The organism is Mycobacteroides sp. LB1 (assembly GCF_013449725.1).
Taxonomy (GTDB): Bacteria; Actinomycetota; Actinomycetes; order Mycobacteriales; family Mycobacteriaceae; genus Mycobacterium.
This window is the reverse complement of the sequence record NZ_JACCFF010000004.1, coordinates 30155-55409: the sequence shown is the minus strand read 5'-3', so window position 1 is coordinate 55409 and position 25255 is coordinate 30155. Positions and strand designations below refer to the sequence as shown.

The 25255-nt window shown below is 63.8% G+C and carries 23 protein-coding genes; 20 read left to right on the top strand and 3 right to left on the bottom strand.

The features are described from left to right. The first annotated feature begins 2 nt into the window (after positions 1–2). The 7 genes from MLB1_RS16425 to mnhG all read left to right on the top strand — a co-directional run bounded on the left by MLB1_RS16425 (position 3) and on the right by mnhG (position 8441). The gene (locus tag MLB1_RS16425) at positions 3–2201 is read left to right on the top strand and encodes an AAA family ATPase (protein ID WP_180750920.1); all 2199 of its coding nucleotides are present in this window, start codon (positions 3–5) and stop codon (positions 2199–2201) included. An 86-nt stretch (positions 2202–2287) separates the two neighbouring features. Further along, positions 2288–5197 carry a Na+/H+ antiporter subunit A gene (locus tag MLB1_RS16420; protein ID WP_180751250.1) on the top strand — a complete coding sequence of 970 codons (2910 nt, stop codon included), beginning with the start codon at positions 2288–2290 and terminating at the stop codon, positions 5195–5197. Then, positions 5194–5658 carry a Na(+)/H(+) antiporter subunit C gene (locus tag MLB1_RS16415; RefSeq protein WP_180750919.1) on the top strand — a complete coding sequence of 155 codons (465 nt, stop codon included), beginning with the start codon at positions 5194–5196 and terminating at the stop codon, positions 5656–5658. Before MLB1_RS16420 ends, MLB1_RS16415 begins: the two co-directional genes overlap by 4 nt. Next, complete coding sequence (locus MLB1_RS16410; RefSeq protein ID WP_180750918.1) at positions 5655–7256, top strand: Na+/H+ antiporter subunit D; 1602 nt, start codon at positions 5655–5657, stop codon at positions 7254–7256. The genes MLB1_RS16415 and MLB1_RS16410 overlap by 4 nt, the downstream gene beginning before the upstream one ends. An 11-nt stretch (positions 7257–7267) precedes the next feature. Further along, complete coding sequence (locus tag MLB1_RS16405; RefSeq protein ID WP_219603249.1) at positions 7268–7831, top strand: Na+/H+ antiporter subunit E; 564 nt, start codon at positions 7268–7270, stop codon at positions 7829–7831. Continuing rightward, the gene (locus MLB1_RS16400) at positions 7828–8118 is read left to right on the top strand and encodes a monovalent cation/H+ antiporter complex subunit F (protein ID WP_180750916.1); all 291 of its coding nucleotides are present in this window, start codon (positions 7828–7830) and stop codon (positions 8116–8118) included. The genes MLB1_RS16405 and MLB1_RS16400 overlap by 4 nt, the downstream gene beginning before the upstream one ends. Beyond that, positions 8115–8441, top strand: coding sequence for a monovalent cation/H(+) antiporter subunit G (gene mnhG, locus MLB1_RS16395; protein WP_180750915.1), 327 nt, complete (start codon positions 8115–8117; stop codon positions 8439–8441). Before MLB1_RS16400 ends, mnhG begins: the two co-directional genes overlap by 4 nt. Here mnhG and MLB1_RS16390 read toward each other — a convergent pair. Genes MLB1_RS16390 through MLB1_RS16380 form a run of 3 tightly spaced genes read right to left on the bottom strand, consistent with a single transcriptional unit; the run spans position 8438 to position 15389 of the window. Further along, positions 8438–10375, bottom strand: coding sequence for a MinD/ParA family protein (locus tag MLB1_RS16390; RefSeq protein WP_180750914.1), 1938 nt, complete (start codon positions 10373–10375; stop codon positions 8438–8440). The two genes, mnhG and MLB1_RS16390, sit on opposite strands and share 4 nt — an antisense overlap. Then, entirely contained in the window at positions 10375–12189 is a 1815-nt protein-coding gene (eccA, locus tag MLB1_RS16385) for a type VII secretion AAA-ATPase EccA (protein WP_180750913.1), read from the bottom strand. Before eccA ends, MLB1_RS16390 begins: the two co-directional genes overlap by 1 nt. A 23-nt stretch (positions 12190–12212) precedes the next feature. After that, the gene (locus tag MLB1_RS16380) at positions 12213–15389 is read right to left on the bottom strand and encodes an AAA family ATPase (protein WP_180750912.1); all 3177 of its coding nucleotides are present in this window, start codon (positions 15387–15389) and stop codon (positions 12213–12215) included. Positions 15390–15524: 135 nt separating this feature from the next. On the opposite strand from MLB1_RS16380, the gene MLB1_RS16375 reads away from it, so the two are divergent. The 13 genes from MLB1_RS16375 (at position 15525) to MLB1_RS16315 (ending at position 25244) form a co-directional block, all read left to right on the top strand. Further along, positions 15525–15848: a hypothetical protein gene (locus MLB1_RS16375; protein ID WP_219603225.1), complete on the top strand. Its 324-nt coding sequence runs from the start codon at positions 15525–15527 to the stop codon at positions 15846–15848. Beyond that, positions 15845–16201: a YbaB/EbfC family nucleoid-associated protein gene (locus MLB1_RS16370; protein WP_219603224.1), complete on the top strand. Its 357-nt coding sequence runs from the start codon at positions 15845–15847 to the stop codon at positions 16199–16201. Before MLB1_RS16375 ends, MLB1_RS16370 begins: the two co-directional genes overlap by 4 nt. Positions 16202–16683: 482 nt before the next feature. Next, complete coding sequence (locus tag MLB1_RS16365; protein WP_180750911.1) at positions 16684–16971, top strand: hypothetical protein; 288 nt, start codon at positions 16684–16686, stop codon at positions 16969–16971. A gap of 11 nt (positions 16972–16982) precedes the next feature. Further along, entirely contained in the window at positions 16983–18272 is a 1290-nt protein-coding gene (locus tag MLB1_RS16360; RefSeq protein ID WP_180750910.1) for a hypothetical protein, read from the top strand. A 12-nt stretch (positions 18273–18284) separates the two neighbouring features. Next, on the top strand, positions 18285–18578 hold the full coding sequence (locus MLB1_RS16355; RefSeq protein WP_180750909.1) for a PE family protein: 294 nt from the start codon (positions 18285–18287) through the stop codon (positions 18576–18578). Positions 18579–18629: 51 nt separating this feature from the next. After that, positions 18630–19724: a PPE domain-containing protein gene (locus MLB1_RS16350; RefSeq protein ID WP_180750908.1), complete on the top strand. Its 1095-nt coding sequence runs from the start codon at positions 18630–18632 to the stop codon at positions 19722–19724. Next, positions 19721–20533 carry an ESX secretion-associated protein EspG gene (locus MLB1_RS16345; protein ID WP_180750907.1) on the top strand — a complete coding sequence of 271 codons (813 nt, stop codon included), beginning with the start codon at positions 19721–19723 and terminating at the stop codon, positions 20531–20533. Before MLB1_RS16350 ends, MLB1_RS16345 begins: the two co-directional genes overlap by 4 nt. 80 nt (positions 20534–20613) lie before the next feature. Beyond that, entirely contained in the window at positions 20614–20892 is a 279-nt protein-coding gene (locus MLB1_RS16340) for a WXG100 family type VII secretion target (RefSeq protein ID WP_180750889.1), read from the top strand. Positions 20893–20912: 20 nt separating this feature from the next. Further along, positions 20913–21197, top strand: coding sequence for a hypothetical protein (locus MLB1_RS16335; protein ID WP_180750888.1), 285 nt, complete (start codon positions 20913–20915; stop codon positions 21195–21197). Positions 21198–21297: 100 nt separating this feature from the next. Continuing rightward, the gene (locus MLB1_RS16330) at positions 21298–22056 is read left to right on the top strand and encodes an ESX secretion-associated protein EspG (protein ID WP_180750906.1); all 759 of its coding nucleotides are present in this window, start codon (positions 21298–21300) and stop codon (positions 22054–22056) included. Positions 22057–22062: 6 nt separating this feature from the next. Beyond that, positions 22063–23109: a 3-oxoacyl-[acyl-carrier-protein] synthase III C-terminal domain-containing protein gene (locus tag MLB1_RS16325; RefSeq protein WP_180750905.1), complete on the top strand. Its 1047-nt coding sequence runs from the start codon at positions 22063–22065 to the stop codon at positions 23107–23109. Further along, positions 23102–23419 (top strand): hypothetical protein, encoded by a 318-nt coding sequence (locus MLB1_RS16320; RefSeq protein WP_180750904.1) that lies wholly within the window; start codon positions 23102–23104, stop codon positions 23417–23419. Before MLB1_RS16325 ends, MLB1_RS16320 begins: the two co-directional genes overlap by 8 nt. 28 nt (positions 23420–23447) lie before the next feature. Beyond that, positions 23448–25244, top strand: coding sequence for a hypothetical protein (locus MLB1_RS16315; protein WP_180750903.1), 1797 nt, complete (start codon positions 23448–23450; stop codon positions 25242–25244). Positions 25245–25255 lie beyond the last annotated feature (11 nt).

Genomic DNA, 25255 nt, shown 5'->3' with positions numbered 1-25255 from the left:
CCATGAGCTCCTCTCCCAATGCTCTTCGCGCAAGCGGCTCATCGCTCACCCTCACTGTCCGTCTCAACACATCGGCCGTCGACTCGCGGCGCGGTGTTGTCCGGTTGCATCCGGAAGCAATTGCCGCCCTAGGGATCCGAGAATGGGATGCGATATCACTGACCGGATCGCGGACGACCACGGCGGTGGTGGGTATCGCCCCTCGCTCGGTTCCCGCCGGCACCGCCCTGCTCGACGATGTCACGCTGTCGAATGCGGGTCTGCGTGAGGACGCGTCGGTCGTCATCGCGCCAGTAGTGGTGTATGGCGCGCGGTCGGTCACCGTGAGCGGCTCCTCCCTTGCCACCCAATCCGTTTCGTCGGCGACGCTACGGATGGCGCTGTTGGGCAAGGTCATGACCGTCGGGGATACCGTGTCACTGCTGCCGCGAGACCTCGGGCCGGGCACCTCCACCTCGGAGGCGACATCGGCACTGGCCCGATCGGTGGGCATCACCTGGACCTCCGAACTACTGACGGTGACCGCGGTCGATCCGGTCGGTCCGGTCAGCGTGCAACCCAATTCTCTTGTCAGCTGGCAGGGTTCGACACCATCCACCCAGCCTCCGACCCCGGCTGCCGAGGCGGCCCCGCCGACCGAACCCGTCGCAGCGGTATCCGTGGAGGACCTCAAGGGCTCCCAGGCGCAGGTCGCACGCCTCACCGAGTGGCTAAAACTTGCCCTCGACGAACCCGGTCTACTGAAGACACTGGGCGCCCAGCCCAATCTGGGCGTGCTGATTTCCGGGCCCGCCGGTGTCGGCAAGGCGACATTGGCGCGCGCGGTCTGCGCGTCGCGCACACTCCTCGAACTGGACGGGCCGGAAGTGGGAGCCACGACCGCGGATGGACGCCTCAATGCGATCCGCGGCGCCGTGAGTCGGGTCCGGCAGTCCGGTGGAGTTCTGCTCATCTCCGATGTCGACGCACTATTGCCTGCCACCGCCGAACCGGTGGCGACACTCATTCTCGCTGAGTTGCGCTCTGCGGTAGCCACTTCCGGCGTTGCATTCATCGCGACCACCGCCCATCCCAATGCGATCGATGTGCGGCTGCGTGCTCCCGAGCTGTGTGACCGCGAGCTGGGCCTGAGCCTGCCCGACGGCGCCACCCGCAAGGCACTGCTAGAGGTCCTGCTAGCGAAAGTGCCTTCGCAGGATTTGCAGCTCGACGAGATCGCAGCACGGACACCGGGTTTCGTGGTGGCCGATCTGGCCGCCCTGGTACGCGAGGCCGCATTGCGGGCGGCCGCACGCGCCAGCGAGCAGGCCAGCGCACCAGCGCTCAGCCAGGAAGATCTCGTCGGTGCGCTGTCCGTGATTCGTCCGCTCTCGCGGTCCAGCACCGAAGAGGTGGCCGTCGGGTCGATAACCCTCGATGACGTCGGCGACATGGTAACCACCAAACAGGCGCTGACAGAAGCTGTTCTGTGGCCTTTGCAGCATCCGGACACCTTCGAGCGGCTGGGCGTGGATCCGCCCCGCGGGGTGCTGCTGTACGGGCCGCCCGGCTGCGGGAAGACATTTGTGGTGCGGGCGCTGGCCAGCTCGGGCAGGCTTTCGGTCCATGCCGTCAAGGGTGCCGAGCTGATGGACAAATGGGTCGGCGCCTCCGAACAGGCGGTGCGCGATCTGTTCCGGCGTGCCCGGGATTCCGCGCCCTCATTGGTGTTCCTCGACGAGGTGGATGCGCTGGCCCCGCGACGCGGGCAGAGCTTCGACTCGGGAGTCACCGACAGAGTGGTGGCGGCCCTGCTCACCGAGCTGGACGGGGTGGAACCGCTGCGCGACGTGGTGGTACTCGGTGCCACCAACCGGCCCGAGCTCATCGACCCGGCACTGCTTCGTCCCGGTCGGATGGAACGCCTGGTGTTCGTCGAGCCTCCGGACGCGCAAGCCCGCAAAGACATTCTCAAGACCGCCGCCCGATCGGTGCCGCTTGACGCCGATGTGGATCTGGATGCCCTCGCCACCGAACTCGAGGGCTTCTCGGCCGCCGATTGCGCGGCGCTGTTGCGTGAGGCGGCGATGGCGGCAATGCGGCGTTCCATCGATGCCGCCGACGTGACCGTCGCCGATGTCGAAACGGCCCGGGCCACCGTGCGCCCCTCGCTGGACCCGGTGCAGGTGGCTTCGCTGCGCGCGTTTGCTGACAACCGCTGAAAAGGGTTGCGTCGCGCCAATCGTCGAGCGCCCCGTAAACTAGGCATCACGACACCCCGCCCAACAACAGATAGACGGGAGTGCCTTTGCTTGCGATTCTGCTTGCGCACGCCCTGGCGGCCGCGCTGGCGCCGCTACTTGTGGCGCGCGTTGGCCGACTGGCGTTCTACCCCCTTGCCCTTGTCCCGTTGGGTTCGCTGATCTGGGTCTTGGCAAGGTGGCCAACTGGCGGAGTGGACGCACGAATTGATATCCCCTGGGTCCCCGAACTGGCGATGGATATCGCGCTGCGCTTCGACTCACTCGCCGCAATCATGAGCGTGCTGGTGCTCGGCATCGGGTCGCTGGTCCTGTTCTACTGTGCGAGCTACTTCCGGCATCGCGACGGGCACACCGAACCGCGGCTACCGAGCTTCGCTGCCGAGTTGGTGGCATTCTCCGGCGCCATGTTCGGCTTGGTGGTCAGCGACAATCTGCTGCTGCTCTACATCTTCTGGGAACTGACAACCGTGCTGTCCTTCCTCCTCGTGGGGCACTACGCCGAGCGGCTCGCAAGTCGTCGGGCAGCGGTGCAGGCACTGCTGGTGACAACCGCCGGTGGTCTGGCGATGCTGGTCGGGGTCATCGTGCTCGGTCATGTGGGTGGCAGCTTCTTGCTGTCCGACCTCATCACACATCCCCCGTCGGGTATGGCCGCCAACGTCGGCCTGGTGCTGGTGCTGATCGGCGCGCTGAGTAAATCCGCCATTGTGCCCCTGCACTTTTGGCTTCCCGGCGCGATGGCGGCACCTACTCCGGTCAGCGCCTACCTGCACGCTGCGGCAATGGTGAAGGCCGGTATCTATCTGTTGGCCCGCATGTCGCCGGGGTTCGCCGAGGCGACGCCGTGGCGGCCCATCGTGCTGGTATTGGGCATCGCCACGATGATCCTGGCAGGCTGGCGAGCCCTGCGTGAGTACGACCTGAAGTTGATCCTCGCCTTTGGCACGGTGAGCCAGCTCGGGTTCCTGGTTGTGCTCACCGGTACTGGCGATCCCGACATCCTGCTGGCCGGGCTGGTGATGTTGTGCGCACATGCGTTGTTCAAGGCCGCACTGTTCATGGTGGTCGGGGTCATCGACCACACGGTCGGCACCCGCGATATCCGCAAGCTGGCCTGGCTCGGAAATCGCGAACCGTCACTTCTCGTAGTCGCCGGGCTCGCCGCAGCGAGTATGGCCGGAGTCCCACTGACCCTCGGGTTCGTCGGTAAGGAGCTTGCCTTCGCCACCGTCCTGCACAGCCGGGTGCTCGGTTCGGCGGCACCGTGGGTGCTGGCCGGGATCGTCATCGGTTCGATGTTCACCATCACCTACAGCATGCGATTCATGTGGGGAGCATTCGCGCGGAAGGGATTACCCGAGCCCAGCGCTCGCGTTCAGGGAAGGCATGCTCCGGCCTCGACTTTCGTGGCAGCGCCCGCGCTACTGGCAGTGGCGGGCGTCGCGGCCGGGGTGCTACCCGACTGGCTCAACTGGGTGCTCGGCAGTTACGCCAATCCTGTTGACGCGCATATCGCGATCTGGGAGGGCTTCGGGGTTCCACTGTTGCTCACCGCGCTGGCCTTCGCGGTCGGTATCTTTGCGTTCTTCTCGCGGGGGCGCCTACGACGGGCACGGCTCGCCGTCAATCCGCTGGGGAATGCCGACCGCGGCTACGACGCGGCACTACGTGGCGCCGATGTGCTGTCCCAGCGACTGACCGCGCTAACCCAGCGAGGCTCAATCCCGTTCACCCAGGCCACCATTCTGGTAACCCTCGTGATGCTGCCGACGATCATGCTGGCCCTTGGCGCCCGCGACCAAGCACATCTGAAACTGTGGGATTCCCCGTTGCAACCTGTGGTGGGTGTGCTGATGCTGGCGGCCGCCATCGGCGCGACGCTCATGCGTAACCGTCTCGCGGCGGTGCTGCTGGTGGGTATCACCGGGTACGGGACGGGCACGATCTTCGCCCTGCACGGTGCGCCCGACCTGGCGCTGACCCAGTTTCTCGTCGAGACCCTGACCTTAGTGATCTTTGTGTTGGTGCTGCGCGCCCTGCCCGCCGAATCGAATATCGAGCAGGCCAACAGGTTCCGGCTTCCTCGTGCTGTGCTCGCGATCGCCGTCGGATGCACCGTCACCACACTCGGGGTGTATGCGATGGCGGCGCGACGTGATCGGCCCATCGCCGACCTCCTCCCCGAGGCGGCATATCTGCGCGGGCACGGAGCCAATACGGTAAACGTCTTGTTGGTGGATATCCGTGCCTGGGACACCCTCGGCGAAATCTCGGTGCTGCTGGTCGCCGCCACGGGTGTGGCCTCGTTAATGTTCCGGCACCGGCGTTTTGGCAGAGCTCCGCGCGTCTCGGATGAGCCGCTTGCGCGAAGGTCATGGGTATCGGATGAGCCACTTGCGCGAAGACCATGGGACACGGCCGGTCAGCCCGATATCGTAGTAGCTTCCAGTATCTGGCTGCGCGGCACCGAGTTACGCGATCCCAAGCACCGGTCGTTGGTTCTCGAAGTGGCGACGCGGCTGATTTTCCCCCTCGTCATGGCGCTGTCGATCTACTTTTTCTTCGCCGGGCACAACGTTCCGGGCGGCGGGTTCGCGGGCGGCCTGACTGCCGGTCTGGCGCTGGTGCTGCGCTATCTCGCAGGCGGGCGCTACGAGCTGGGTGAGACCCTGCCCTTCGACGCCGGAAAGATCCTCGGTCTCGGACTGGCCTTCTCCGGCGGCACCGCACTGATGTCGTTGCTGCTAGGTGCACCCGTGCTGTCTTCGGCCACAATCCAATTCGACATGTTCGGATTCGGGCACGTCAAGATCGTGACGGCATTGTTCTTCGATCTGGGTGTGTACCTGGTGGTAGTCGGCCTGGTACTCGACGTGCTGCGCAGCCTCGGCGCGCGCCTGGATGTCGAGCTCGAGGAGTCTCCACGTGCCCGGGGAGGGGTGCGTGGAGCATGACAAATCTCGGACTGCTCATCATCATCGGTGCTCTCACCGCGTGTGGCGTGTACCTAATGCTGGAACGCAACCTGACACGTATGGTGTTGGGCCTGCTCCTCGTCGGTAACGCCGTGAACCTGCTAATCCTCACGGTAGGCGGCCCGTCGGGTAACCCACCGATCATGGGGCGGCAGTCGGCCGGTCGCGATACCGACGCAGATCCGTTGGCACAGGGCATGATCCTCACCGCAATCGTCATCACCATGGGTGTTGCCGCTTTCGCCCTCGCACTGATCTATCGGATGTTCACCCTGGAAGCCGATGATGTCGTGGACGATGACGCTGAAGACGCGCGCGTCGCCCAGGAGCCTCTGGAACCGGTCACCGACGACCGGGACGAACGCACGGAGCCATCCGAATCTCCCGATGAAGACTCCCCCGCCGAGCTCGATGCACTACCGGCGGGGGAGAAGTCATGAGTGCCATTGCCGTTCTCACACCACTGCCGGTGCTCGTGCCGACGGCGGCGGCCGCCTTGACCCTCATCGCGGGGCGTCGTCCCCGGCTACAACTGCTGATCACCGTGACGGCGTTGACCGCTGTCCTCGGTGTCTGCTTCGCACTGCTGTACCTGGCGGATCGCGACGGCACCTTCGCGCTGGCCGTCGGTGGCTGGGGGCCGACCCCGGAGCGGCTGGGACCTCTCGGGATAACCCTTGTGGTAGATCGCCTTTCGGCGTTGATGCTGGTGGTGTCGGCCATCGTGCTGCTGGCGGTGGTGCTGTACGCGGCAGCTCAGGGTATCCGTGACGGTGACGACCGGCAGCCGGTGTCGATCTTCCTGCCCACCTATCTGGCGCTGTCGGCGGGTGTGTGCAACGCCTTCTTGGCAGGCGACTTGTTCAACCTGTACGTCGGCTTCGAGGTGCTGCTGTCCGCGAGTTTTGTCCTACTCACCATCGGGGCCAGTGCCGACCGGGTGCGTGCGGGCATCTCGTACGTGATGGTCTCGATGATGTCCTCGGTGGTTTTCCTGCTGGGCATCGCCTTTGTCTACGCGGCGACCGGAACGCTGAACATGGCCGAAATCGCCCTCCGCGCAGACGGTATCCCGTCGGGCACCCGGATGGCGATCTTCGCGGTACTGCTCATAGGTTTCGCCATCAAGGCGGCCATCTTCCCCCTGTCGACCTGGCTGCCCGACTCCTACCCCACCGCCCCCGCGCCCGTGACCGCCGTGTTCGCGGGCTTGCTCACCAAGGTGGGCGTGTACGCCATCATTCGCGCGCATTCCCTGTTGTTCCCCGGCGGTGGCCTGAATACGGTGCTGCTGGTGGCGGCACTGCTCACCATGATCGTCGGAATCCTGGGCGCCATCGCGCAAAGCGATATCAAGCGGCTGCTGTCCTTCACCCTGGTCAGCCATATCGGGTACATGGTTTTCGGTATCGCGTTGTCCAACGAGCTGGGCATGTCGGGCGCCATTTATTACGTGGCACACCACATCATCGTGCAGACGACGTTGTTCCTGGTTGTCGGCCTCATCGAGCGCCAGGCCGGCTCATCGTCATTGAATCGTCTGGGTGGCCTTGCCGCTGCTAGCCCGCTGCTGGCCTTCGCGTTCGTGGTGCCCGCGCTGAACCTCGCCGGCATCCCGCCGTTCTCGGGGTTTATCGGCAAGGTCGCACTGCTGGAGGCAGGGGCGCTGCAGGGCTCGGTGCTGGCCTGGATACTCGTGGCCGGGGGCACAGTGACGAGTCTGCTGACCCTGTACGCGGTGGCGCGGGTATGGACCAAGGCATTCTGGCGGCCGCGTATCGATGCGCCGGAGGGTGATCTGGCCGCGGCGACACCGTCGGCACTTCTCGACGATGCCGTAGAGGTGGCCTTTGTCGATCGTGAAGATGTGGGCCGGATGCCGGTCGGCATGCTGGCGCCCACATTGGGTTTGATCGCGGTCGGGGTGGCCCTAACGGTCTTCGCGGGGCCCATCATCGGGATAAGCGACCGCGCCGCCGCCGAGGTCCGTGACCGTGCGGTCTACATCAACGCAGTGCTCGGGGGTGGCGCACGGTGAAAGATCTGGTGATGCACGGCCCGCGGGAGCTCGCGCTGCGGGCCTGGATCGTGGTGTGGCTCGTACTGGTCTGGACAATGCTGTGGGGCAATTTCTCGGTCGCCAATACCATCACCGGGCTGCTGGTGGCTCTGGTCATCACGGTCCTGATGCCGATGCCACGCCTCCCGGTCGAGGGACGTCTCCACGTGGTGTCCATGATCCGGCTGACGTTTACAGTCGCCTGGTACATGGTGCTGTCCAGCCTGCAGGTGGCCTGGCTGGCGATCAGGCCCGGCCCACCACCGTTGAGTGCCGTGCTGCGAGCACAGATTTCGGTGAAGTCCGATCTGGTGATGGCACTTCTGCTCAACACACTGACGATCATTCCGGGTTCGGTGGTCCTGGAAATCGACCAGGAGCGCCGACTGGCATATGTGCACGTCTTGGATGTCGGCTCGCCGAAGGCCGTGGCCAGCTTCTACGCTCAATTGAGGCAATTGGAGCGACTTTTCATCGCCGCCTTCGAGCGGGAGAGCGACTGGCACCCGGAAAACGACATCGTCGACGGGTCCGCGGCGAGGGAGGGACTATGAACCTCGTGTGGCATATCGCGGCGGTGCTACTCATCGCCGCGGCCACCGTCACGATGTACCGGCTACTCGCCGGGCCCAACACGCTGGACCGACTGGTCGCTGTCGACACTCTGGTGGCCGTCACCATGTGCGCACTGGCCGCGTGGGCGGCCTACAGCCTGGATTCCACTGTGCTGTACGGGATTGTCGCGCTGTCCCTGATCAGTTTCCTCGGCTCGGTGAGCGTGACCCGATACCGCGTGCCGGATACCGCGATCGACCCGCGAGATGAAAGGCGCCGCCCATGAACGCATTCCTCGACGGCATCTCCGGCGCGTTGGTGTTGTTGGGTTCTGTGCTGGCATTGACCGCCGCGATCGGCGTGGTGCGATTCCCCGACACATTGGCGCGCATGCATGCCGCCTCCAAGCCTCAGGTGTTGGGGCTGCTCCTGGTGCTGGCCGGCGCCGCGCTGCGGCTTCGTGGGCATGCCGATGTCAGCATGATCGTGCTCGCCGGACTGTTCACCATCATCACCGCCCCGGTGGTCGCACACCGGGTGGCGCGGTTGGCATATCGCGAGCGCAGCGTCCGCGATGATCTGATGACTACCGACGAACTGGAACGTTAGGTCCAGCTGGTCTGTCGGGTGTTTCCGCCCTCGTAGAAGCCGTCGGCCACGGCAGCCGCCAGCTCCATGAACGCCGTCCGCGCCTTCTTGCCCATCAGCTCGAGTGAGATCTCCGAACCCTCCGACAGATGGTTGTCGAACGGGATGATGTGTACCGCCCGAGCGCGCGTCAGGAAATGCCGGCTCAGCTGTTCGAGGTCAATCGAGGAGGCGCCCGGCCGCGACGAGCTGATGGCCACCACCGATTGACGCACCAGGTGCGAATACCCGTGGTGGTCAAGCCAGTCCAGTGTTGCCAGGGCGCTGCGCGCACCGTCGATAGCTGGCGACGTCACGAGCACGATCGCATTGGCTTCGCCCAGCACCCCCGACATCGCCGAGTGCATGAGTCCAGTGCCGCAGTCGGTCAAGATGATGTTGTAGAACCGCTGCAAGATCCGCATCACCGCGAGATAGTCGGCCTCCGAGAACAGCTCGGACGCCGCCGGATCGCGTTCGGAGGCAAGCACCTCCAGGCGGCTTGCGCTCTGCGACGTGTGCCTGCGCACATCGGAATATCGGTGAATATCGGGATCACGCAACAGGTCTCGCGCCGTCGAACGCGTCTCATCCGGGCCGCGCTGAGCCAGCGTCCCGAAGTCGGGGTTGGCGTCGACGGCGATCACGCGATCACCGCGCAGGGAGGCGAACGTGGCACCCAGGGAGAACGTGGTGGTGGTCTTACCCACACCGCCCTTGAGGGACAGCACCGCGATTCGATAGTCACCGCGCACCGGCGCATTGATCCGATCGATCATATCGCTGCGATGCGATTCGTCCGACGACTCGCCGGGGTTGATGGCTCCACCCGAGAGCCGGTGAACGGCCTTGCGCCACCCACTCTTTGGCAGTGGCTTCGCCGACCTGATCAGACCTAGCTGGTCATGGCTCGGCCCCTGCGGTCGCTGCGGTTGTGCCACCGGGCGATGCACGGGGACCTCCGGCCGCGCTGCGGTGAACGGAGTCTGCCCCGGTACATAACCAGTCGGACTTCCCGGAGCCCGCTGTGGCGCAGCCGGCGCGTTCCAATCAGCTCGCGGGAACGCCGCAGGCGGGGCGACGGCGATCGGCGGGGTCGGCGGCGGCGCCGTCCACTGTGCGGCGGGCGGCATCGGCACAGGCGGCGTCTGGGGTGCCTGGCCACCCCACGGTGTCATGCCCGCGGGAATCATCGATGACGCATCGTCGGGCAGAACCTGTAGGGCCGAAGTCGGTGCCGGTTCCACCGGCGCGGGCGGCGGCGGCAACTCGACAGGCGCCTGTTCGTTCGCTGCCTCGTCCCTGGGGCGCTCCTCCTCCCACGCTGCCGGAGGCGTCTCCGCAGGAGGCGGTGCGGTGGGAGGCTCCGGCACCACCACTGCGGAGGCGGGCCATGCCGGTAGGTGGCTTGTCTCCGGCGCGACCGGGGGCGCAAAGGATTCCATCGGAGCCGCGGGCCCCGGCGGCGGAGCGGCGGGGCCGGGTGCAGGCGGCGGAGCATAGTAATTCTGCGGCGGCACATAGTAATTCGGGGGTGGCTGGTAATTCGGGGGTGGCTGCTGGACCGGCGCACCGTACGACTGTGGCGGAGCGGGGGGCGCCGGATTTTGATACTGCGGCATGCCGTGCGCGCTCAGTGGATCCGGTTCCCATATCGGATTCATCGGACTCTGGTTGTTGCGCTGGTGGTTCCGCTGGCGCCGTGACAGCTTGGGACTCTTCGGCAGCGAGGGTGGCGGTTTGAGGGTCGGCTGCGGGAAGTAATCGGCGCTAGGCGGCACGAATTCCTGGTTCGGGCTCTTGGATCGACGGAACGGACTGCCTTTGGTTTCCTGGCCTAGCCCATCCGCGATCGGCTCACGCCAAGGGCCGCTCGGCGGCGGCGAATCGGGTGTGTTGTCACGGGAATCAGCCATCAGTTCCCCAACATTCCGAGAACGTTTTTGAGGGCTGCGCGCATATCGGCGGCCTCGATACGTCGGAGCGAATCCTCGTCGAGCTCTTCCACTGCCGCACCGTGCTCCTCGCTGAGCCGGAACTCGCGCTCCTCTTCGGCGGCTTCGATGACGTTACGAATAAAGCGCCCGTTACCCGCCATGTCGACACCGCGTCGCTGCTGTCCCGACTGGTCGACAGCATCTTGGTTGTAGAGCGTCTCGCACGCGGCCACCAGCTCGTTGTACGCGTCCTCGGACAGATCGGAATCCCTGCTCTTGGCAATCATGCGACCGATATCGCCGAGCTCCGACGGGTTATACGACGCGAACCTGATGCGCTTGGTAAAGCGGGACGCCAGGCCGTCATTGGCGGCAAGGAATCGGTCGATCTCACCGTCGTACCCGGCAATGATCACCACCAGTCGATCGCGATCGTTCTCCATGCGGGCCAGCAGAGTGTCGACCGCCTCGCGACCGAATGCGTCACCACCGGATAGCCCGGTTTGAATGAGGGTGTACGCCTCATCGACGAACAGCACGCCGTCCATCGCAGTATCGATCAACGCGTCAGTCTTGATCGCGGTGCTACCGAGGTGCTGCCCGACGAAGTCTTGCCGCTTGGCCTCCACAACCGTGGGCGTCTTGAGAAGCCCTAAACCACAGTAGGTTTGCGCCACGACACGAGCGATGCTGGTCTTACCGGTTCCGGGAGGCCCAGTAAAGGCGAGATGCAGGCTGCGTGACGCGGCATTGAGTCCCTTGTCACCACGCACCTTCGCCAGCCTGGCCGCCGACCGCAGCTTGGCAACCTGGGTTTTCACCTCGGCCATGCCGATCTGGCGGTCCAGCTCCTCTTGGGCCTTCTGTAGATACCGGTTACTGCGTTCGGCTAGGTCTTCGGCGTCGATATCACCCTCGGTCCGCGCGGTACTCGGATCCCACTTATCGGTCCGGGTGTCGATGATCTCCTTAGAGGTGATGATCAACCGGTACTTGGGATCACGCAACGCCGAGGCGTTGGCCTCGAAACCTGGTTCCTCACTGTAAATCCGCTCGAAGATGACCCTTGCCTCGTCTTCTTTGCCAATCTCACGAAGTGTGAGTCCCTTGCAGAACTCGGCGGCGCGTTTGGCCGCGGGGATCGGCCCCTCGATGGCTTGGTCGAGGCGCCGAATACCCTCGACAAACAATCCCATTTGCGCACAGGCGGAGCCCACCATGAGATGCGCACCCGCGCCAATGTACGGATCCGTAAACGAAGACGAATTCGCAAGGGCGGTAAGCACATCCGGCCAGCGTTGAGTGGTGAAGTGAAGGACTCCGCGCACATAGGCGCAGATCTCCTGGGCGTCCCTGTTACCGTCGGCCATGCGGGCTCGAAGCTTGTCCAGTTCATTCAGCACATGCTCGGCCTCGCCAAAGTCCTTGCCCACGATGAGACTTGCCGCATACGCAAGCCAGGTCTCGGTGAAGGTGGCGAGCGTGTAGTTGATGTACAGCCCGGTCTCGAACAGGCCGGCCAGCGCCCGTGGAGGCAACCCTAGGCGCCGCTGTTCGCGGAACATCGTCGTCTGGCTCGTGCGATACAGATTGAAAATAACCTCGGGGCTGACGTCACCGGCGGCCGCACGACCCAGCCAGCCGTCACACATATCCGGGTCGTATTCAGTGGCGCGCTGGAAGGCGAGCTTGGCGTATCCGACATCGCGGTCTGTCTCCAGACCGTCGATCGGAATACCGAGCGAGAGCACACCGGCGTCAAAGACCCGCTGGGCGTCTCTAGCGTCAACCATCTTGCTTTTCCTGCCTCTTCGTCTTATCGCTGCTCGTCGCCGCGCATGCGAAGTCGTGGGAAACTCTCGGAAATCGCGCCGGCCAGCCCGAGATACGCCTCATTGGTATCCGCATTGAGGAGGTTGAAGTCGACATCGGCGCCTTCGGCGAGGTGCGGATCGAACGGGATCATGTGAATAGACCGGCAACGCGCCTCGAAATGCTCGTAGACCTTGTCGAGCTTGATCCCGGCCGATCCAGGACGTGAGGCACTCAAGACAACGTGCGCCTCGCGTACTAGCCCCGAATGTCCGTGCTGCATAAGCCAATCGAGCGTCGCCGAGGCGCTACGCGCGGAATCCATGGCTGGTGAGCTCACCAGCACGATGGTGTGTGCAAGGTCGAGCACTCCGGCCATCGCCGAGTGCATGATTCCGGTGCCACAGTCCGTCAGGATGATGTTGTAGTACCGCTGCAGAATGTCGATCGTGTTGCGGTAGTCAACCTCACCGAAGGCTTCCGATACCGCTGGATCCTGTTCACTGGCAAGCACTTCCAGGCGGCTGGTCGCCATCCGGGTGTGATTGCGCACATCGGCGTAACTTCTGATGTTCTGATCGTTGAGCAGATCGCGAACGGTGGATTGCGTCGAATGGTCGCGCACACGTTCCGCCAGGGTTCCACGGTCGGGGTTGGCGTCCACGGCAATGATCCGATCGGTACGGATCGTTGCGAATGCCGAACCCAATCCCAATGTGGTAGTTGTCTTTCCAACGCCACCCTTGATGGACAGCACCGCGATTCGGTAGTCACCAAGAATCGGCTGACGGATACTGGCCAGCAGCTGGTCGTTTTCACGGTCCTTACGCGAGTCTCCTGGGTTAACACGACCCGCGGTGGACCTGTGCACCGCCTTGCGCCAGCCGGACCGCGGTGCGTAACGACTGCGGTTGACAACCTCTGCCTCGTCGAGCGAAGGCGGCATCCGATATGCCTGCGGCGCACGGTAGTTGACAGGAGGGGCAGTAGCCTGCGGCGAAGGCACGTACCCAGCGGGCGGCTCCTGCTGCACCGAGGGTGGCGGTACCTGCTGCGGAGGAGGTTGATGCGCCTGCGGCTGCTGCGGCACCCACTGCCATTGACCCTGAACACTCGTGGGTTGCGGAGGCTGTTGCGGCGGAAGCTGTTGCCCGCCATAGGGTTGCGGCGCTTGAGGAGCGCCCTGTGACCACTGCCCCGGGTAGGGCTGCCGCGGGTTCCATCCTGGTGGCGCCTGCGCAGCAGGCTGCTGCTGCATCGGTGGTTGCGGTTGCGGCTGAAGCGGCCCCGGCTGTTGGAGCTGTGGCGGCGGCACGTAATACGCGGGTTGCGCCGGTGGTTCCGGCGTCGGAGCGGGCTGCATCGCGGAGGGAATCTGCCACGGCGGCGGCGCAAGTCGGCGACCCGGCTGACGCTGTGGCTTGTCCCCCTCTGCAACGTCCGCGGTGCCTGCAGTGTCTTCGACGGCAGGCTCAGATTCAACAACGACGGACGGCTCGGGCACGGCGGGTACCGCAGGAACTTCGACCGACAGTTCGGGCTCAACTTTGGCGATATCCCCGGCGGGCTGCGGATCAACCGCCTGAGGCGCCGAAACCTCCAGCTGGACCGGCAATTCGGGCCCTGGGGCGGCCAGGTCCTCGATTGCGGACGCCGCCGACGTTTCCTCGGCCACCGGCTCGGGGTCGGGCGATGCGGTCAGTTCGGGCTCGACCGGTTCCTCGGCGACGTTTTCAGTGCTCACGTCGTCGCGAGATTGAATCTCGACGGGTGCGGGCTCCTCTGTCGCGGCCCATGGCGCCACCATCGGGGTGAATTGCATCGGTTCCGGCTCGGGCTCTGCCAGGATCTCCGACTCAGCCGCATCGTGTGCGGCCAATTCCTCATCGAGCTCGGCACGTTTAGCCTCGATGCGAAGCAGCAATGCGGCTGCCCTGGCATCGACATCGTCAACCTCGGTCACGGGCTCGCCCGACGGTGCAGCCGTTTCGGAAGGCGCTTCGACCACGGCGTTCTGGGGGACGAAATCTCCGACGATATCGGCGTCCGCCTCCGGCGCCTGGGGCACAAAGTCTGCGGTGAGCCCCGCGGTTGGTTCCGGCTCCGCGGGCACCGACTCAGGCTCGTCGTTCGGGGTGGCCTCGACCTCGGTGGCGGCCTCGACGTGCCCTAGTTCGGCCGTCTCGGGAACATTCTCCGCGACTGCCTCAGGCGCATCGTCAATCGCTTCGGGAGCGTCGGCGGCGGCCGCCGGCGGCGTGAAGGCGAGGGCGGGCGCCGGAGCGGGCTCTGCTGCTTGTAGCGCCTCCGCCACGTCTTCGACGAGATCGGGAGCGTCGTCAACGACCTCTGGTGGTGTGAAGCTGAGGGCAGCGGGGGCCTCCGGTTCACTTTCAGGCTCCGGTGCGGGTATTGCGTGGCGTTGGCGCCGTTCGAGCTCACCATCGGTGATGCTCTCGTCGAGGCTCATCTGGCGGAGCTTGGCCTCGAGAACGCTGAACCGCGAGAACGGGTCCACGTCACCACTCGCATCGGTGGTGGGCGCCGGTCGGCTCGCCTCTTCCGGCTGAACAGGCTCCTGCGCGGTCTCCGACGGATCCACCTCCACGGGAGTCTCCACCGAGGACACCGGCTCGACCGGTCCGGGAGTGACTTCCTCCGCGACAGGGGCCGGCTCGGCTGCGACAGGCTCGGGCACCGGAATTACCGGGGGTGCGAGAGACGAGGGTGGCATCGACTGCTCCACCTGCGGTATTGGCCATGGCTCCGGCTTCATCTCCGGAATTGGGCTCGCGATGATCCGCGGCACCTCCGAAACAGGCTTCGGGGCAATCGCATTCGACTCGGCCGTCGACGGCTTCTCGTCGACTGGCGCCGGCGTGCGTGCCGGCGTGTAGTACTTGGAGGCATCGGGAACTGACTTGGCGCCGTTTGGCTTTTCTTCGGTCGGTACGACGGCTGCGTGCTCAACGGGCGGTAGAACCGTCTCGGCGTCCTGTTTCAACGCAGGAACCTTGGGCCCGGAGGTGTGCTCCGTCTCGCGGGTTAACGAATCCTCGTCGGACGCGTCCTCACCCTCGTTACGCTTCTTGCGCCTCAACGAACGAAGAAAGCCTCGTTGTTCGTCTTCTTCGGGCAGCCACGGAGGACGGGCGGGCGCACCACGATCCTGCTTGGGCAACGTCCCCCTCCCCTTCCTCAATCGCCAAATCGTCGTAGAGTTCGATCCTACTCAGTAGCTAGCGCCCGGGTATCAAGACTGGTTACCCAACCAAATAATCCCCCGTACTCAACCAGCAGCTTAAGGGAGATGCCAATGTCCTCGCAGCGTTCGGTGCGATCCCGCACCGGCTCGATCTCGGTGGTAACCACCGAGCAGGGTCTGCCGGTGAGTCTCAAGATCGATCAGCGCGAATTGGCTAAGCCACCACAGGCGCTAGCCGACGAGATCTTCGCACTGTGCCGGTTGTCGGCAATGCGCCAGCAGGTCGCCCGCCGCCGCGAGATCCTGCAGGAGCCGTACGGCGCCGAGATCGTCAGAGTCATGGAGCTGGCCACCGAAGACGAACTGGCGGTGGCCGAGGAAGCCATCATGGGATCCGATGACGAGCCCCCGTTGACCTGGATGCGATCGGTATGAGCGGTCTCGCGGATTCGGTGATCGCACGCATTCTCAAGCAGCGCGACCTGCTGCAGGCCATGAACGACGAGTGCAAGTCGATTTCGGTGGAGATGGTCAGCCAGAACCAGGCGGTGAAGGTGAAGGTCAACGCCTCGGGGGCGATGCTGGGGTTGTGGCTCAGTAGCCAGGCACAGCGGATGCCTGCGGACGAGTTGGCCAAACTCATCGTGGAGACCGCTCAGGCGGCTCTGCGCGTGTCGCTGGAGCGGCAACAATTCCTCAGCGCGGAATTCAACAAACGGTTCCAAGAGCTACGGCACCAGCCCCTGACGAAATGGGATGGCTCCACCTTCACACCCGATCCAAGCTAATTACCGCGAATATAACGAGCTAATAACGGCTACCTTGCCTACGCCACGCGGCGGCACATAAGTCGATGAGACGGCAGACTCGTGGGCTTTCGCTTGGCCGACCGACTCTGCAATGTTGATTTCCATCAGAGCTGCGGCGACTCCGCACCCCCATCCGACATTCACTTTCCATGATGGTCGCCGAATGTTAGCTCAATGTTTAAAGTCTGTGCACTACAGGTCACTTCGTTGAGGAAACTGCGGCCGTAGTAGGCAATTTCGAGCGTGTCGGCGACGGCAAGTCAACTCGCTGTACTATCCGATGTGCGCGATCTACCCGACAGCGACATATCGTCCGATAGCCCTAGCAACCGACAATTTTGATGAACCAGAAATTAACCTCTGATAACTGGTGCAGCCGGTGAGCCGTAGCTATGCTCATCAGCAGTCGTAGATCATCACCGGCTAAGAGCGAAACGAAACGATTCCGATGGGTGATACCGATGAGCAAAGACCTGACAGCCGTTCCGACTGCCATGGAGACGATCTCGGCAACCGCCGTTGGTGCGGGACAAATGATCAGTGCGGCGGGCACGTATGACGCGATGGGAATGCAGGCCAGTGTCCTGGGCGCCGTGGGCCCAATCGGCGCCGTGTTCCTCGCGGCGTTTGCTCCAGCGCAGGTGAACAACCAGGCGGCAACGCTCATGGTGGGTGCCCTTCATGGGGCCATAGGCGGCGCCACCGAAGTATCCAAGTCCGGGTACGTAAACGTGGACTCCGCCCTCTAATTCATTCCGCTATGGCTGAAGTCAACCCACCACCAGTTCCTCTCGCCCCGTATTCCACCGGGGCCGTCGCTCAACAGCTGCCCGGATACGACCCGGGTCCGGTGATAGCGGCTGCCGAGCAGAATCTCGCCGACTATCTCAACCAGCCCGTCCAGGAAATCCTGAAGAAGCTTGGAATTCCCGCAAACCCGGAGGCTGGAAGCGATCCCACGCAAGAGAATCAGGAGCGGACCGACACAGCCGACCCCGCGCAGTCGAACCCACTCGATCCGTCGGCGCTGATCTCTCCCGTCACCCAGGCGCTGGGCACGCTGGGCAGCGGGCTGTTTCAGGGGATGAATCCGACATCTGCCTTCGACGGTGTCTCCAAGGCGGTGGAAAGCGCCTCATCGTCGATGAAATCGGCCGCCCAAAGTTCCGGCTCGGGCTGGCAGGGACCGGCGGCGAGCTCCGCCGAAAAAGGCACCGAACTCGCGGCGCAAAACGGCGCGGAGGTGTCGCAGCAGTCGCAGGTCCTCAAGTCCAACGCCGCACAGGCCGCAGCGACCGCGGCAGAGGCACGCGCCCAGATCATCCAGATCATCGTCGAATTTCAGGCCACGTTCACTCAGCTGCTGACGGGAGTGCCGTTCACGATCCCTGCAATTTTCACCGCCGCGGCGACGGCCGTCACCAAGGCCGCCACGGTGATGACCACCACGCAGGCCGCACTCGCCGGAAACGCCGCAGCGGTCACCACAGCGGGTAACCCAATCAATGTGGCGCAGTTGGGGTATCAGATGATGAGCCCGGCCCTCCAGGCGGCGACCAGTGCCATGTCCTCCGGAATCAGCGCCGGATCCCAGGCGCTCAGCTCGGGTACCGGTGCGATCGGTCAGGCCGTGTCAACGGCTGCGGGATCAACCGCGGCGGGATCAACGGCTGCGGGTACGAAGGCCTTCTCCTCCAACGGAGGCCTCGGTGGAGGCGGCACTGGAGGTAGCGCGCCGATCCAGAGCCTTGTGCCGCGCGCAGGAACCAATGTCGCAGGACTCTCGGGTGCGACCGAGGCCGCACGGCTCGCGCCCTCCGCGCCGCGTGTATCGGGTGTCGGAATGGCCGGTGGACCGGCCGGTGGTGGCATGGGAATGATGCCCGCCGGCGCCAGTCGCGCCAACGCGAGCGGCGGGCACAGCTCACCGGACTTCCTGCACACCACCGGCCAGGGTGACGAGATCGTCGGTGATCTCGGCACGGTCGCCCCTCCTGTTCTCGGGGCGGCGGAATCTGCTGAACCACAGGAAATCTCGCTGTCAACGTAACGAAGGAAAGCCATGGCGAATTCAGGACTCTCGATCAACACCACCGGTGTGGCCGATGCGGCAAGGCAGCTCGATGAGCTTGCCGACCGTCTGGAACAGACCTTTCACGAGGAGGAGGCCGGCCTCACCGTCGTCGCGCCCGGCCGCGACGAGGTGTCGGTGCGCGCCGCCACCACGATGAACGAGGTCAGGGATTCCTACGCGAAATCGAGCCAGCAGGGCCTGAACGAGCTTCGCGAAATCTCGGCCGCGCTGCGCGTACACGGAACGAACACCGAAGTCATCGATTCCGATTTCCGTTTTTAGCCAGCGATATTCAACACAAGAACGTTCTACGAGAGGCAGCGGGAGGCATACGTGGGGTTCACCGACGTGGTGTGGGACTCACGTAGCACCGAGCAGCTCGCCCGCGACCTCACCGACGGTCCCGGACCCACATCGATCGGCGAAGCAGGTGCGGCATGGGTGCGCATCGCCAACGCACTCGCCACCGCATCGGCCGACTACAAGAAGATCCTCGACACCCTGCGCACGGCGTGGATGAGCGACGGATCCAGCGCGGTCATCGGACGGATCGAGTCCCTGGGAGAGTGGCTGGAGGCGACCGCGCTGAATGCTGCGGCCAACGGGCAGCGTGCGGAAGAGGCTGCTGTAGCCAATACCGTTGCGGTGCTGGCGATGCCGAGCGTCACCGAGGCGGTTGAAAACAAGGCCCGCCACGACATGATGGCCTCACTCGAGGCATACAACGGCGCGGTCCTGACCGGGACGTTCGCCGAGTTCGATGAGCAGGCCACTGCCGATCAGGCCAACGCCGCCCAGGTCATGGCCCAGTATGAGGAGGCTGTCACTCCACTCGCGACACCATGGGAAGAACCCCCTCCCCCGGAGGTCGTGTCCGGCGCGGCGCTCAAGGCCGAGACGGAGGCCAAGAACGCCGCCGAAAAGGCCGCGGCCGGCGGGGGCGGCGGATACGGTGGCGCGGGATTGCCCCCCGCACCTCTCCTGGCTCGTCAGGATCGCACGGTCACGTCGAGCAATGCGCGCGCGCAGCTTCAAGGCGTCGGTTTCGGAGGCGGCCCGGTCTCCGGCGGCGGAGGCGGCATGGGTGGCGCGCCGTATGCACCGATGGCGGGGGCGGCCCGAGGTCTCGGGCACGATCGTGAATTCGATTCCGTGCAACCGGCTTCCACACTTGACGGAGGTGGCGAGGCGGCCTCCGGGCTTTCGGACGGTAGTCAGGGCTGGCTGCCTGCGACGGCCGAGAACCAATCGCCGTTCATCGTGTCGAATGTCAGCTGGTCGCCGACCAGTGCTCTCTTCGACGAACTGGCAGTTCCCGCGGAACCCGCACCGGAGAACTGGGCACCCGACGACGAACGCACCCTGGAACAGGTTTCCGACCGCTGGGTCTCGCCGCCAGTCATCGGTGGCGAGAGGGAGTCGCAATGACCACGGCGCTGCGATCGGAAGTCCGACTGACCGATGACGAACTCCAAGTCGTCGCCAGTCGCATTGGTGCACAAGGATTCCCCACTGTTCTTGCTGTTCGTCCCCGGTATGCCACCCAGCCGTCCTTGGACGCAGCTTTCGATGCGGCAACTACCGACCTCACCGACGACGGCCTCATCGTCGACGGGTTGGTGGTTCCAGAGCTCATCGAACTGGTCCGCGCCTTGCAGCGCCCTGACCGCGAGTTCGCGGTCAGGTTTGTCACCCCGGATGGGACTGCACGAATCTCCGTGGTTCGCAAGGGCAATCGCAGTGTGTTGGCGCGGCGGATCGGTAACGAGATTCTCCTGCGCGAGCTCGAGTCGGGCGGCGAGATGAGGATTGCGGTGCAGGCAATGCTCGGCCAGCTCCCGGCCGCCGAGCCCGCACAGCTGGAACCTGTTGGCGCCCCTATCGATGTGCTCAGTACCGCATTGAACGGTACGCATGATGCGGCCGCGCTTTCCGACACGATTCGCGCTTTGGGCACCGACCAAAGAAACGCGATGCTTCTGGGTTCGGCGTTGGCGTCACGGCAGGCGTTCGGTGAAATCGTGTACTACACACTCGATGTGGATGACCGGATTGTTCGGGCATCGGCGGCTGTTGGGGTTTTCTATACCAAGCGGGGTCGGTTGGTGTCGGCGCCGAGTTTGTCTCCTAGTGGGCAGGTGTGGGCCACGCTCAAGGGTGGTTCCAATCATTCTGTTTCGCAGGCCATCTGCCAGCTAGTTGAGTTGTTGCCCGGCGGATGGGAGGGGGATCGATAAGTAGGCCAGGTGTCCTGGATTCCGCTGGGATCCACCACAGAGCAGTCACCGCATAAAGAAAACCAAGAAAGGAACCAACCGTGGGATCACCACTTTCACTCACTCACGCCGAGGCCAAGTCCAAGGCCGACACCATGCACCAAACCGTGCAATCCATCGCCGGCAAGCTCACCGAAATCAAGAACTCGGTCGATGAGATGGTCCGCAGCACCTGGAAAGGCGACGCCTCATCGCTGTACTTCCAGCAGTCCTCAAGCCAAACCGATGACTTCGATGTGCTGATCAAAACCCTCACCGAACTCGTCAACAAAGCCGAAACCCACATGAACAGCGTCGCCTCCAACGACGGCGCCCGCTAAAAACCGAGAGGACAAAGCATATGAGCGAGATCGTCTACCAATTCGAAGCCAACCACTCCGCCATCGACGGCATCACCGGCGGACTGCAAAAAGCCGAAGAAGCCAAACAAGAAATCGAAACCCTGTTCCGCCAGCTCGGCGAGGTCTACACCGGCCAAGGCCAACAAGCACTACACCAGGCCCACATCAACGTCGCCCAAATGATGGACAACTGCATCACCGACCTACACAACACCCAACAACAAGCCCGCGAAAAACAAGAAACCATGCAAGCCATGGACGCAGCCAACGCCGCACAGTTCTAACACCCGCCCCAGGTGGGCTCGGCACAGCAATCACACACCGAGCCCACCCGGCCGGACGGTTCGAGCGAGGGAGATATCTAGTGGCTAAAGGCAATCCAGCATGATCACCGACGAGCTTGCGCCCGTGCGTTTCAATGTGGAGCCATGGTTCATGACCGGCTTCGAGTTCAGATGCATCTGGGAGGCTCTCGGCCTTGACAACATGCCGTTTCCGCTCTCCTACCGAAACCGGCAGCAATACATGTCCGAAGTGGAGGCCGATAGAGCCGCCGCACTGAGTCGGTTACGCGAGAGTTTAAACGAGAACCGCGTACGGATCCTCGAAGCGCTGCGGTTTCCCGCCTTCATGATGCAGGGATTCGGGCGGATCGAAGAAGGCCAGGACCAGCGGTTGTACCGGCTGTTCGGTGTCATCGGGACAACCGGATACTGCGCCGTGATCACCCAAGACCCCAGTGAGCAGACGATTTTCGGCGAGGACGTACAGATCATCGGCTGCGCGAACGTCGACTTCCCGCAGGTGGTGCTGGAAGCATTTCCCGAATACACGCCGGGAACGCGCCCTGCCAAGAAGGGGCGATACGAGAACGAGACGCCATCACAGCTCTTTGACGAAACGGACATCACCGCGTCGATCCTGTTGGCAGGTTCCGCTGACTTCAGTCTGGATTACGAACTCCGGAACCCGAGCTACCTCACGCTGGTCAACCTTACCGACGATGGCGCGTATCTGGTCAACGAGGGAGCCGAGGAATTCCAGGTGGTTCCGGCGACCGTCCCCAACCTCCTCGACGCCTTCCGGCGGGTGGAAGAGCTGCAGATGAAAGCCGCGGAACGACTTTCGGCGGGATCGGACTAAGCGACGATGGCATACCTGAGCATGGTGTCGGCCTATGTACCTGACGGTACGGATGCCGAGGGCCGACCACGTCATCTCACGACTAATGCCCCGGAGATGCCGTCGGTTCATGAAATGGTGGAAGCCGCTGCCCACCAGATCGATTCGTCGCTACTCGCGATTGCCGCGGACAACCTCGCGGCCTCATTTCATTGCGGAACGCTGTATCAGGGTGAGCACCTGTGGCCGATCCACAACTCGCTGCAACGATCGGTCCTCGGCAGGGATTCCGCGGGCGGGGCCGCCGAGATCCGGCAGTTCTGTTCCGGCGGGCTGTTCGGAGTCATGTTGGCCGATGCCGTGCTCGAGGCGGGGTGGAATGGCGATTACGCGATGGTCACCGGCGGTGACTCGATCTTCTACTTCGACCGATACGAATACGCGGCCAGTCCGATCGTCGAAGGTTCCCTACTGGGCGACAACGCCTTCTGCGCGATCCTGAATAAGCACGACGGATTCGCGAGGATCCTCTCCGGGGCAACGCGCTCATATAATGCCTCAGCCGATGCCATGCGCAGCCGAGCCGATTTCGGCATCGACGATCCCGTGTTCCCAGAATTGGCAGGCTATCTGGCTCGATTCGAGGAGCACAACTCTCGCTATCCGGAAGCCGCGGCAAACAACGCCATGGCAAGCTTTCGCAGTGCCATCGCCACCGTCGTCGATTGCTATGAACGCGTTGGCGTCGACCCCAGCGAAATCGATTTGTTTGCACCGTGTTTCATCGAGCCGTCCTACGTCACCGAGTTGATTGCCAAGCAGTCGCAGCTGAAGCCGAACCCCGCGTTGCATGACTTCGGTGCTCGATTCGGCCATCTGACGGTGTCCGACTTCTGTGTGAATCTCGCGTACCTGATGAACAACAAGATCGCGAAGGTCGGCGATCTCGTCATGCTGTTCTCAGCCGGAAACTTCGTCAACTCCGCAGCGGTCCTCGTCCGGATCGAAAAGGATGTGACGCTACCCATCAACGTCTCTGTAGAACCGATCACCAATGAGGAGAATCATGACTAACCCCTGGGCTTCCCTCGACGCTGCCACCGGCAACAAGAAGCTTTACCTCGACCCGTCGGCAATTCCCGCGATCGACAAGACGATCGCCCCCTACGAGAACAGCCTGACCACAATGATCAACGACACCCTCGACAACACCGAAGGGTATGGCACGCCGGATAATCCGTTGGCCGTGCTGCTGAAGAAGGCTTTCGATGCGCGCGGCACCACGCTCACCAAGTATCTGAGCGAGCAGCTCAGTCAGACCAAGGACTTCGTCAAGACGGCCCGCGACGCGGCAACTGCCGCTCAGCAGACCGACCAAAACTGAGACGATCGCCGACAGAAGGTAGCGAATCATGGGCGGATTTGGAAACTACGTGGGTGCCACCATGGGCACCAGCACCAATGAGGAAGGCAAGAGCGGTGCTGTCTACGACAACGCGTGGGTGACGAATCCGAACTATTCCAAGCGTGCCGCCCTGGTCGGGCCCGATGGCAAGTTCGTGCAGCTGCCCGCCGATGCCGTTAAGACCGATAACGACCAGAAGAAGTACACACCCGACAGCAAGCTGCTCGGCGAGGTACCCGGCTTGCTTTCCGATCACAGTGTGGCCCAGGAGGTTCAAAGAGGTTTACACGGTCCCCAGGCTCTCAACTGGGAGAGCCGGAACTTCACCGACCTACGCCGCGAAAAGGACGCACTGAAGCCCGACCAGCTCAACACCACTGGGACGGCGTGGCGGGACCACGGCAACACCTTGAAGACGGCCTCCGAGGACTTCAAGACCCAGGTGGGTGGCGCGATCTCCGGCAAGTGGTCCGGAGAGAGCGCCGAGGCCGCCGAGACCGCCTCCGAACAGGTCACCAAGACATCGATTTTCGACTTCACTCCGTCTTCCGATGCGCTCGCGAATCGCTTGAAGGTGCTGAGCGACGCATTTACCAGCATCCGGGACCGATTCCCCAACGATGCCAACGACCAGCTGATCGACTCGGGAAACTTCAACAAGGAGCGGCTCGATCAGCGGATCGGCGAGTTCAATTCGAAGTATCACCTCGACGGCGGGGGCCGTCTGCGGAACAACAGCGACGGTTACGTCACGGCGGCCGATGCCCTCAAAGAGATGGAGCAGATCAAGCGCTCCATCGCCGACTACCACTTGGCGGTACAGCTCTTCAAGGACACGTACAACCCGACAGTCGTTGCAGTGGTGGAGAATTTCCCCAATCTTCCCTCGCCGCCGAACATGACCTACGGACAGCCGACCCCAGGTCCCAGCGTTCCCGGAAGCAACCCCGGTGGTTTACCCGGAGGTACACCCGGCAGCGGAACGCCTGCCCTCAACACACCCGGTGCGGGCAAGCCGGCGTTTGACCCGAAGGAACTGGAGAACCAGCTCAAGGGGAACACCCCCATCCTCCCAGGTGACCAAACCGAACCCGGCGATAACAAGACAACAGACCCCTCGCAGAACAACAACACGAACAAGCCTTCGACGAGCTCCGGATCTCAGGATCTGACGTCGGCGGCTCAGTCGGCACTGCAGGGAATGACCCAGGGCCTCAATTCCGCACTGGGGGCCGCGCAACAGGCGGCACAACAGGCTGCGAGCGCCGCGCAGGGGCAGAAGCCTTTCTCGGGTCTCAAGGAAGGCGCGCTCGGACTGGGCAACAAGGCACCCGTGCCAAAGGGCATCGGTGGCGGCTCTGGTGGCGGCATCGGCGGCGCGGGTGCACATGAACCCGGGGCACGGCTGTCTTCACCACAGGCGTCATCCAACTCCGGCGGTTCCCGCGCGGGGGTGCCTGCGGCAGCCAGTTCTGCCTCCGGCGCTATGGGGGGTGCGCCCGGTATGGGTGGCGGACCCACCGGAGCGAAAGGAGCAGAAGGCAAGGAACACAAGGCCAACAAGGCGCTCCGGTCGCGTCAGAACGGTTCGGAGCTCATCGGCGACCCGGATACGGTTGTCCCCGTACTCGGCGACACACCTCCACCCGCCGAGGAAGCACAGCCGGCTCCGCCGCGTCGCCGGGTGCCATCTCGACACTCGTCGTGGCAGCCCGATTCCGCTGCGCCGGGTGGACGGCGCGATTCCGCTCCGGCCCAACAGTCTTCCGACTCGCCGTCATCCGATCAGATGTTGAACCTGTAATTCACGGTCTG